This window comes from Arthrobacter sp. W4I7, assembly GCF_030816215.1.
In the GTDB taxonomy this organism is placed as follows: domain Bacteria; phylum Actinomycetota; class Actinomycetes; order Actinomycetales; family Micrococcaceae; genus Arthrobacter; species Arthrobacter siccitolerans_A.
In genome coordinates this window covers 2,463,248-2,474,164 of the sequence record NZ_JAUSXU010000001.1, presented here as the reverse complement: position 1 = coordinate 2,474,164, position 10,917 = coordinate 2,463,248, and the positions used below count along the sequence as shown (strand labels likewise).

Here is a 10,917-nt window from a genome sequence, read left to right as displayed (position 1 = left end):
GCAGGAATTCAGCCGGGCACCCGGCATCGAGGAGAAATGGTGGCCATGGAGTCACAGCTTCTGAATAAGCCAAAGGTCGAAACGGTGGGAACTGCGACGATCGAGGTGATCTACGGGTCCCAAACAGGCAACACCGAAGGCGTTGCCCACAATTTCCAGGCAGCTGCTGCTGCTCGGGGCATCACGGCCAACGTAATGGATCTCAATGAGTTCGGCGTACGTCGGCTGACGGAAGCGTCTGTGGTGGTCGTTCTGTGCTCTACGTACAACGAGGGCAATGAGGGCGACATGCCGGATAACGCAGTGCTCTTCTGGCGGGACCTTGTCGCTGAGGACGCGCCACGCCTGGATCACCTGCGCTTTTCCGTGCTGGCCCTGGGCGATGACGGCTACTTTGACTTCTGCCATGCAGGTCAGCTCATCGACGAACGGTTGGCGGAACTTGGTGCCGAACGCATCACCGAACGCGTCGATTGTGATATGTACTTTGAAGACCCTGCAGAAGAGTGGACGGCGAGGTTGGTCGGATTGTTGGCAGCAGCGCTGCCTGTCTCAGGCGTGGTCCCAGCAACCACCGCTACGTCCGCTGGCCCGGTATGGGATCGCCGCAATCCCTTTTCCGCCCGCTTGGTCGCCCGGCGCACCCTGTCGAAAGCGGGCAGCCAGAAGGACGTTCGCCACTACGAATTTGATCTCACTGGAAGTGGTATCACCTACTCCGCAGGCGATTCGGTCGCTATACAGCCCGTCAATGACCCGGCTTTAGTTGATCTCCTGGTGACCAGGCTTGGCTTCGCCCCCGACGCCGTAGTTGACGGTCGATCGCTTCGGGAATGCCTCCTTGATGCGTGGGAGATTCGGACGCCTTCGTTTGAACTAATCGATACAATCAACGACCAAGATCCAGAAGGTGAACTTGCCCGCGCGTCGGAGGATCGGGTGCAGCTGGAGCAGTGGCTCTACGGTCGGGACATCCTCGACCTCCTTGAGGGCAGCCCTGACGTGAAATTCGGGCTCAATGATTTGACGCGGATCTTCCGGCCACTGCAGGCGCGGCAGTTCTCCATCGCCTCCGGTCCCAGCGTTAATCCCAATTCCGTCGAGCTCACTGTCGCAACCGTCCGCCACGGACAGGAACGCGTCCATGGCGGTGTGGCAACGACCTTTTTGGCCGACCGCGTTGATATTGGTGACGTGATCAAGCTCTATCCGCAGCCGAACTCAGCGTTCAGCCTCCCTGCCGAAGACGACACCCCCCTCATCATGATTGGCCCCGGCACAGGCATCGCTCCCTTCCGCGGCTTCCTTCAGGAGCGCCAGGCCCGCCGAGCCAGCGGCCGATCATGGCTCTTTTTCGGCGATCGCAGCCGTTCAACGGACTTCCTGTACGAGGACGAGATCGGGGCGTGGCTTAGCGACAGCACCCTCACGCGGGTTGATCTCGCCTTTTCCCGGGACCAGGAACAGAAGGAATATGTTCAAACCCGGATGTTGGAGAACGGCGCCGAATTGTTCTCCTGGATCGAATGCGGCGCGCATATCTACATTTGCGGCGATGCGGAGCGCATGGCAAAAGACGTCGAAGCAGCCCTGTTGACCATCATTGAGGAGCACGATGCCCACGACGGGCGTTCGGCCGAGGCCTATCTCGAAGAACTCATCCTCGCGAAGCGCTATTTGCGCGACGTTTACTGAAAATTAAAAAGCGAAGAAAGGTCAGTCAATGACGATTGCAGATGTTCAGGCTCCGGTTCGTTTTCCTGAGTTTGACCCGGAACGCCAGTACGGGATGATCATAGCCGGGCAGAGCGTCCAGGCTGAGACGGGAAATACCTTCCGCTGCTATGACCCGTTCGAGGAAGCCGAGTGGGGCTATGTGCCCGACGCTTCGGCCGCAGATGTGGATCGTGCCGTAGCCGCGGCACAGGCGGCGCAGCCGGCCTGGGCAGCAACGCCGCCCGCCCGTCGCCTTGCATTGTTCCAGCGCTGGGCAGCCCTCGTAAGGGAGCATGTGCCCGAACTTGCCCGCACCATGGTGCACGAGAACGGCAAAACCATCACTGAGATGACGATGGCCATGGCCGCGACGCCAAACACCATCGAATTCTGCGGTCACTACGCAACAGTGATCCACGGTGACACAATCACGCCGCAAATGCCTGAACACAGCGCATGGACGACGCGAGTACCGGTTGGCGTTGTGGCGGCAATTACTCCATGGAACAACCCCATTGGATTGCTCGCTTGGAAGCTGTTCCCCGCCCTTGCCGCAGGCAATACCGTCATCGTCAAACCCAGCGAAGTGACTCCGGTTTCGACGATCCGGCTTGTGGAGCTCGCCCTTGAGGCCGGCTTCCCGCCGGGAGTCGTCAGCGTTATCACCGGTGCCGGCCTCGCAGGTGCCGCCCTCGTAGACCACCCTGGTGTCGATAAGGTAGCGTTCACCGGCTCAACGGCGACTGGAAAGCGAATCGGTCAGTCAACCGGTGGCCGATTGGTCCGCACGACCCTCGAACTCGGGGGGAAGGGGCCAAACATCGTCTTTCCCGATGCGAACCTCGACAAGGCCATCCAGGGACTGGTCACTGGCCTAACGGCCGGTACAGGGCAGGCCTGCAACGCTGGTTCACGCATCATCGTCCACGAAGACATCAAGGACGAAGTGGTTGCACGGCTCATTGATGCGCTTGCACATCTGGTTATTGGTGATCCCCTCGACCCGGATACCGATATCGGACCGATCGCATCCCGTGCCCAGTATGCCAAGGTGTCCAGTTACTTGGACATAGCCGAGTCCGAAGCGACGACCACGTTTGTGACCGGAGCGCGGCGGGCCAAGCAGATCCCCGGTATCGAACATGGCCTTTTTATCGAACCCACGGTTTACGAGACGCCCGACCCGCGTTCACGGGTTCGATGCGAGGAGATCTTCGGACCCATCGGTGCGCTGATTACCTTCCGAACCGAAGATGAAGCGATTCAGATAGCGAATGACACCGAATATGGGTTGGTCGGCGGACTCTGGACGACGGACATCAACCGGGCACGCCGGGTCGCCACCAAGCTGGATGTCGGTGTGGCTTGGATCAATACCTGGCGTGCTTTCAGCGGAAATGTGCCCTTCGGGGGTCGCAAGTCCAGCGGCGTCGGCCACGAGATGGGCATCGATATCTTCGAGGAATACACCGAGGTCAAGGCGTATTGGCTGGGACCGGACGATTCATAACGGCTCCCTACCTATCTGATCCGGGCGTCATCCAGCCCTGCGCAATTGATTCATCCCAGAAAAACGTCGACGAAAGCAACAACAGGGAGGTTGAAGCGAATGACAAACACAACAACGGGCCACGACCACCCCCGCGCACAGGACCCATCCGGCGAGCTACTCACAGAGAGGGCTGACGCGTCTGCAGCACCATTAGGGCTGCATCCACATGACACGACCGGAGACATCTCCAAGTGCCCCTTCGCACATCTTGCCAGCTGAGCCCACAGCAACCACTAAAGGAACAGGAACAAAGATGACCACATCCGAGGTACAAGCCACTCAGGCGTTTCCCAACCTCGCTGACCCAGCGACATTCGCAGACGCTGTCCCCTACGAAGCGTTCGCCCGTATGCAGGAACTGCCCGGGCTGCACTGGAATCCCACCGAAGCGGCAACTCGCAACGGTGGCTTCTGGGCCGTGACTCGCTGGGACGACATCGTTGCAGTGGAGAAGGACACGGAGACGTTTACCTCCACCAAGGGCGGTGCCTATCCGATGATGTTTATTCCGAACCTGGACGAGGGCCGAACACTTATGGCCACGGACCCTCCCGTGCATACCCGTCTGCGCCGGGCAGCCGCCAAGGGTTTTGGGCCACGAGTCGTGGCGAATTTTGAGCCATGGGTTCGTGACATTATTGCCCCCGTCATGGATCACATCGCTACTCTGCACGAATTCGATTACGTGAAGGAAGTCGCCCAAACTATCCCAGCCCGCGTCGTCGCCCGTGTTCTCGGCATGCCCGAAGAAGACGAGGAACAGATGGTGGAATGGGCACTGGCGGTGTTCGCGGCTCTCCAGCCGAACGCAGACAACAGCGCATTCAGCAACATGATGAAAGCCCACAAGGAAATTGCGGCTTATGCTGTAAAAGTTCAGCAAGTCAAACGGGACAACCCTGCCGACGATATGTTTACCGAGCTCGGACTGTGCGTGGAACGGGGTGAAATCAGCCAGGACGAATTCGTTCACTGGATGTTCCTCATGATGAGCGCCGGCTTTGAAACAACGCACACGGCCATCGGTCAATCCATGCGCCTGTATGCCGAGAGCGCCGACATCGGGGAAAAGGTAAACCGGGCCGTTGCAGAAGGACTTACCGGCCGAGTCGTCGACGAATTCCTCCGGCTTATCAGCCCGCCGATGGAAATGGCACGCGTAGCAACCACTGACACCGAAATCGCTGGACAGCAGATTAGCAAGGATGATGTCATGGTCCTTTATTTTGCCGCCGCGAATCGCGACCCGCGCAAGTTCCAGGACCCCAATGAATTCGATCCTTGGCGGGCCGAGAAGGAAACACTCGCTTTCGGCAGCGGTGTGCACCGGTGCATCGGCGCCTACTTGGCCCACCTCGAAGTACGCGTCCTCTGGGAAGAGATCATCAAGCGAGGGCTCATGTTCGAGACAGCAGCCGATCCCAAGCGTGGATGGTCAGTGTTTATCAACCAGCTCACTGAACTCCCGCTCAAGCGCATAGCCTAAAGACAAATCGAACAAACGACCCTGACGCAACAAACTGTTCCCCAGGAATTGGACCGTGGAATTCGGTTCATACTCCTGGGGAACAGATGTTTAAGGCGCTCACTTGAAACGAAAGTCCGATGAAATCCCCTTGGCGTGCGAGAGGGAAGGACAAAGCAGCAATTCAGTGCCCGAGTGCCCCGGCACCTCAATTCGGCACGGTAGAGGATTTGGGTAACACCAAAGGGCCTGGCGCGGTGTTTCGCCGCGGCCAGGCCCTCAGGGCTGGGTCATGGTTGGCCTGTCCTGCTTCCGAAAACAGGCCGTGATGATGTGATTCTTGTTTGAGCTGACTCAGGCGTCGAGTTCCTCGGCCCAGGCATAGTCGGACAGGAGGCCTTCGGCGCGGGCGCGCGCAAAAGGAACCGACTTGGGATTGGTGACGATGACGCCCCGGCCCTGCAGCAGGCCCTCGAATGCAATCTTCGCAACGAGATCGCTGGACTGGGCATAGGGCAACACGGCGTTGGCGAATGCTTCGGACTTCTCAATCAGGTCGCTAACCGTTTCTGTCAGCACCCATCCCGGCGCAACGAGGGAAACACCCACGCCAGCTTCTGCAAGGTCCCGCCGCGTGACCTCGGTGATTGCGAGGCCGGCTTGTTTGCTGATTGTGTAAGGGCTCAATGGCATGACGTGGGGAGGCACACCAAGCGAGTGTTCGGACCCTACGTTGAGTATGTACGCTGCTTGGCCTGCAGCCGCCGCTGACCGAAGATCGTCTGCGAACGTCCGGATACCGTAGACGTAGCCCAGAATGTTGGTGTTGATAACCTCCTGCACCGCTTCAAGCGATACATCCGCAAGCGATCCGCTGGCGTTGCCTCCTGCCGCGTTGTTGATGACGACATTGACCTGGCCAAAGGTCGTGATCGCGAACTCGCGCAGCGCCGCCCAGGATTCGGGTTCCCGTACATCGGTCGGAAACCATTCCGCTTCGGCACCCAGTTCCCGCAGTTCATTGACCGTATCGCTGGCATCACTGCGCGATGCGATCAGTACCTTGGAGCCTCGTTGGGCCGCTTCCAAAGCCAGTGCTCGCCCCACCCCGACCCTACCTCCGGTCACTACTGTGACTGCTCCTTGCAGATCGATCATTTTCCGCCTCCTCGCGTAAATTCGATCCCTAGCTCTAACGTGTCGGCTGTGGGATTCACCACAAATGTTAGCGCCTAGTGAGCAGTTCAATCAACTAGATAGTTGACTGCATCCAACATATTTACTAGTGTCAACCATACGGTTGATAGATAGAGGTAAAGCCTCCACCTGACCGTCCAAGAGTTGGCGCACGATGGAGTGGCGGGAACGGCCATTGGAGGCCGGTTGTCACCTCGTCGGCGATGCTGAGAGCGAGGAACAATCATGCCGGAACCTGATGCCCGGACCGAGGCCGCCAAGACCCGTTACGAGGACCTTGTTCTCGTTGAAGACCGCGGCCGCTACGCGGTACTTACCATCAATCGCCCTGAAAAACGCAACGCCATGAGCCAGGACGCAGTCAGGCGCCTGCGCGAGGCGCTTGTCCAGGTGCGGGACAAGCAGGCCGTTGTCCTTACGGGAGTAGGGCCTGCTTTCTGCGCCGGCATGGATTTGAAGGAACAGGCACAGCTCATCGGTGAACACCGGTACAGCCAGGACGTCCGTGAATGGACAACAGTCCAGTCGGAGATAAGGTCCCATCCTGCTGTCTTTATTGCCGCAGTTAACGGTTACGCCCTGGGCGGCGGGTCAACGCTGATTCACAGCTGTGACCTGGCGATAGCAGCAGAGTCAGCTCAAATAGGCGCTCCGGAGATGGGTTTTGGGGGCTTTCCCACCCAAGCTGGACCATCAGCGGTGAAGCGCGTAGCTCCCAAGCATGCTGCGGAACTCATCCTCATGGCACGGCGCGTGGATGCCCGTGAGGCTTTCCGGATGGCGATCGTCAACAAAGTCGTCCCTGACGAGGAACTTCTGTCGGAGGCAATTGCATGGGCCGAGCAGCTGGCCGGTTTCAATCCTGTAGCCCTCGACTGGGGCAAGAAGACGATTCAGCGCATGGAGAACCTGTCTTGGGATGACGCGATGGACTACTGCAGCATTACCAGCCAGATCACCAGCATGAAGAGCACTGCAAGCCGCGAGGGAATTGATTCCTTCCTGCAGGGCAACCGCGGCGTCGGCCAGGGGGCCTAAGGTGACAGGTGAGCGTAAAACCGCGCTGCTGCCCGGCGTGACGAAGGTCGTCGAACTGGGGGAACGGGTCTCCACTGCGGTCAGCGGGAGATATCTTGAGCGGCTTGGAGCGACGGTAACACGGGTTCTCCCGGCCCATGAAGCGTCAGAGCTGGCAGCCCTGGGGCCTTGGATTGGCGAGGGCGCGAATGCCCGTTCCGCCGTCGCCGAATGGCTGCGCCACGGAAAGTCCCTGTTGCAAGTTGACTTCACGTCAGCGGATGAAAGGGCCGGGCTCGAGACCCTCTTGGGTGAAGCCGACGTCATCCTGGTCGCTGGAACGACGGCTGAATGGGATGCCCGGGGAATTTCACTTGAACGTGTCCGTGAAGTCGCGCCGAAGGCCGTCATCGGCCAGATCACTCCGTGGGGTGATTCCGGCCCCTATTCCGGACTTCGTGGTGGAGAGTTTATGGCTCAGGCCGCAGGCGGCCTCCTGAATCTCGTCGGACAAGCGGACCGGGAACCCGTGAGGCTCGGAGGCTACCCTACCCAGGCAACGGCCGGCCTTCTCGCCTTGGATGGTGTTGTCATCGGCTTGTTCCGACGGCAGTCGACCGGCGAAGGCTACCAATTTCAGACCAGTGAGTTTGAGTCGGTGGCCCATCTGGAATGGAAAATCGCCAGCGCCACCCAAAGCGGACGACGCCGTGAGCAGCGAGGGGACGAAGGCGGCGGCCCAGTGGTCGTGAGGACACGCGACGGACACTTCGGATGCTTCTTCATCCCGCCGAACTGGGCAGACCTGAAAGCCATCATCGGTGATCCACGTCTGGACGACGAAAAGTTTTCCACTCCGAAACTCCGCGCTGCTCATGAGAAGGAGTTCAGGGAAGTCATCCAGGGCGCCACTCTCACCCGGGCGAAGAAGGAGCTCTACCACCAAGCGCAGGAACGGGGCATTCCCGCCGGGCACGTAGCGACAATGACTGACCTGATTGAGTCGCCCCAGTACCGGGTCCGCGATTTCTTCCAACGCATCACGATTGCTGGTGTGGGTGAAGGCGAAATCCCTGATGCGCCCTGGCAGGTACTTATGAGTGACAGTTTCGACACAGAAGGAAATTTCTCATGACCGGGATGCTGGAAGGCTTGAAAGTGGCCGACCTGTCGATCGTTACAGCAGGGGCTGCCGCGACCCAAGTCCTCGCGGACTTCGGTGCCGATGTAGTCAAGATCGAAAGCGGGTCCCGCCCCGACATGTATCGTATGGGCTTCACCGGCGACCAAGGCGGCAACGGCGATCTCGATTTCCCACCCTTTAGGGTGGCAAACCGCAACAAACGCGGCTTATCGGTGAACTTGAAAGACTCCGAAGGGCGTGAGGTTGCCCGACGGCTCATCGCCCAAAGCGACGTCGTGGTGGAGAACTTCCGCCGCGGTGTCATAGAACGTCTTGGGCTGGGCTTCCAGGAACTCATCACCATGCGCCCGAACATTGTGCTCGTCTCCATCTCCAGCCAAGGTGCGACTGGGCCGAACCGCGGGTACACCTCTTTCGGCACGACACTTGATGCTCTGGGTGGAATTCAATCCCTGAGCGGATACGACGAGTCCACGCCAACTTGGTCCAGCGGGCGTGTCAACTACCCCGACCAGACAGCCAACATGATCTCACCCGCGGTTATTATCGCAGCCGTCATGGCATCGCGTGCCGACGGAAAACCGCGATGGATCGACCTGTCCCAGCGGGAAGTTGTGACGAGCCTGTTGGGGGAACAGATCCTGAAAACCTCCGTTGATGGCGTGAATCCGGTTCCTGCAGGGAACTCCGCTCCCGGCGAGACGGCGTGGGTCTCTCCATGTGTCGGAGAGGATTGCTGGGTCGCCGTCTCGCTGACATCGGCTGCGGATCGGGCCCGCTTGGCGGTTGTACTCGGCATCGATGTGAACGAAAGCATGGATGAAGCGTCCCAGACCGCAGCGCTTAGGGCATCGACCGACAGCTGGGCATCTGTTCGGACCAAGGAATCCGCTGCGGTAGAACTGCAGGCGGCCGGCCTGGCAGCGGTTCCGGTCAACAGCGGCGAGGAGCTGCTTGAGGACCCCTACCTCCGTGAGCGCGGTTGGTGGCAGCCCGTTGAAAAACCCGACGGCGAAATCGAGCAGCAGCGCGGCTGGGTGGTTCAGTTCACTAACGGCGGCCCCAGCCGGGTGCGCAAGCGCGCACCACACGTTGGTGAGGAGACGTACGAGGTCCTCCTCGAGCTGGGGTACACCGAAGCTGAGATCGCCCTTCTCCATCAACGTGGAGTTGTCACGTCCAGCGTGCGGGTTCCGGTCGGAGCCGAGTAACAGGACAAAGGCCCGGTTCATCAGTGGAAGAACAAGCGTGAAGGCAGGACAGTGACAGATATCCGCGGTAAGGTCGCGATCGTTGGAGTCGGACATTCCGACCAAGGTACGTTTCCAGGGAAAAGTGCCGAACAGCTCTCGATTGAGGCAATCCAGTCGGCATTGGCCGATGCGCAGCTGACAAAGGAGCAGATTGATGGGCTGATCACGTGCAAGTCGATTCAGGGCGGGAACGTTGATACGTCCCTCGGCGTGCGATTCGGGCTCAGCCCAAAATATTCGCAGACATTGGACTACGGAACGTGCAACTTCTCGCTGCACTTAGCCGTGCAGGCGATTTTGACAGGTCTCGCGGAGACGATCGTGCTCGTGTACGGGGCCAATGCCCGTTCCGCAAAGGTGAACTTTGCGGCCGCAGCGCCGTCGCTGGAAGGGGCCTCCGGTTTCGTGCATATTGCCGGTCAGGCCGGCATGGCTTTGCAGCGACACAAGGCACTGTATGGCACGACGGACGAAGAATTCGGCTGGTTCGCCGTCTCGGAGCGCGAATGGGCCCAGCGCAACCCGCTGGCTATCTTTCGGGATCCTCTGACCATCGAGGACTATCTCGCAAAACCGTACATGGTGGAGCCATTGCGGCGGGACGATGTCACGATGATTTCCGATGGCGGGGTCGCTCTCGTGGTCACCAGTGCCGAGCGCGCCAAGGACTACCCGAATAAGCCTGTCTACGTGCTTGGCATGGCGGAGAACACCGAGGTCCGTGGCGATTATTTCCCTGACTGGCACATGCGGCCGAACATCCAGCAAACCGCTGCCCGGATCTGGCAAAACACCGGTTTTACGCCCAAGGACATCGACCTTCTTTACATTCAGAATCCGACAGCAGTATGGAACCTGCAGATGGTGGAATACTACGGATTCGCCCCGATCGGTGAAGGCGGACGCTGGGTTGCCGAGGGGCACACCCGTCCTGGCGGCGACATGCCCCTGAACACCAATGGCGGCCAGCTTTCTGAGAGTTACATGTGGGGCTGGCTTCACATGGTCGAAGCAGTACGACAGCTACGGGGCACGGTAGAGCCGGACCGTCAGGTACCAAACCCGGAACTGGCTCTTTACTGCTCAACGATGGCCTTCCACAAGAGCGCCGCCTCGATCATCGGAGTGAACCAATGACCTACCCTGCCCCGGCTGCTCCCAAGGAAGCGCCGAAAAACCTTCCCGACGTCACCGAACCGAAGTCGGCGCCGTTTTGGGAAGCCGCCAAAAACCACGTGCTTGTGGCTCAGCGCTGTGGAGACTGCGGTGACGTACGGTTCCCCTACGTTGAACTCTGCCCGAAATGCTGGTCAACGAATCAGTCCTGGGAACCGACGACCCCAGAGGGGGAGCTCTACAGCTTCGTTGTCTACCACCGGGCTCTGGACCCTTCTAAAAAGGATGACATCCCATATGTCATAGGCCGCGTCGTCACGGACGAGGGGGTAATCTTCAATGTGCGCCTCGATACAGCACCCGGCGAGGCTGTCGTTGGTATGCGCGTGAAAGCGTCGTGGCACGATGTCACAGACGAAGTCACGCTTCTTCGATTTGCTGCTGCCTGAGCGAGGCG

General features: G+C 59.5%; 9 protein-coding genes. 8 read left to right on the top strand and 1 reads right to left on the bottom strand.

Annotated elements, in window-relative coordinates:
* Positions 1–36 precede the first annotated feature (36 nt).
* From QF047_RS11305 to QF047_RS11295, 3 genes are all read left to right on the top strand, one after another.
* Positions 37–1,695, top strand: coding sequence for a sulfite reductase flavoprotein subunit alpha (locus QF047_RS11305; protein WP_307276930.1), 1,659 nt, complete (start codon positions 37–39; stop codon positions 1,693–1,695).
* Positions 1,696–1,723: 28 nt separating this feature from the next.
* The gene (locus QF047_RS11300; protein ID WP_307276924.1) at positions 1,724–3,226 is read left to right on the top strand and encodes an aldehyde dehydrogenase; all 1,503 of its coding nucleotides are present in this window, start codon (positions 1,724–1,726) and stop codon (positions 3,224–3,226) included.
* Between the two features lie 295 nt (positions 3,227–3,521).
* The gene (locus tag QF047_RS11295; RefSeq protein WP_307276920.1) at positions 3,522–4,754 is read left to right on the top strand and encodes a cytochrome P450; all 1,233 of its coding nucleotides are present in this window, start codon (positions 3,522–3,524) and stop codon (positions 4,752–4,754) included.
* A gap of 333 nt (positions 4,755–5,087) precedes the next feature.
* On the opposite strand, the gene QF047_RS11290 is transcribed toward QF047_RS11295, so the two are convergent.
* Entirely contained in the window at positions 5,088–5,891 is an 804-nt protein-coding gene (locus QF047_RS11290; RefSeq protein ID WP_307276917.1) for an SDR family oxidoreductase, read from the bottom strand.
* Positions 5,892–6,155: 264 nt separating this feature from the next.
* Between QF047_RS11290 and QF047_RS11285 the strand changes: the two genes are divergently transcribed.
* From QF047_RS11285 to QF047_RS11265, 5 genes are read left to right on the top strand one after another with little or no spacing between them, the layout of a single operon-like run.
* The gene (locus tag QF047_RS11285) at positions 6,156–6,968 is read left to right on the top strand and encodes an enoyl-CoA hydratase/isomerase family protein (protein ID WP_307276915.1); all 813 of its coding nucleotides are present in this window, start codon (positions 6,156–6,158) and stop codon (positions 6,966–6,968) included.
* Between the two features lies 1 nt (position 6,969).
* Positions 6,970–8,082, top strand: a complete 1,113-nt coding sequence (locus tag QF047_RS11280; protein ID WP_307276913.1) for a CoA transferase — start codon at positions 6,970–6,972, stop codon at positions 8,080–8,082.
* On the top strand, positions 8,079–9,302 hold the full coding sequence (locus tag QF047_RS11275) for a CaiB/BaiF CoA-transferase family protein (protein ID WP_307276910.1): 1,224 nt from the start codon (positions 8,079–8,081) through the stop codon (positions 9,300–9,302). Before QF047_RS11280 ends, QF047_RS11275 begins: the two co-directional genes overlap by 4 nt.
* A 51-nt stretch (positions 9,303–9,353) precedes the next feature.
* Complete coding sequence (locus QF047_RS11270; RefSeq protein ID WP_307276907.1) at positions 9,354–10,481, top strand: thiolase family protein; 1,128 nt, start codon at positions 9,354–9,356, stop codon at positions 10,479–10,481.
* On the top strand, positions 10,478–10,909 hold the full coding sequence (locus QF047_RS11265) for a Zn-ribbon domain-containing OB-fold protein (RefSeq protein ID WP_307276905.1): 432 nt from the start codon (positions 10,478–10,480) through the stop codon (positions 10,907–10,909). The genes QF047_RS11270 and QF047_RS11265 overlap by 4 nt, the downstream gene beginning before the upstream one ends.
* Positions 10,910–10,917 lie beyond the last annotated feature (8 nt).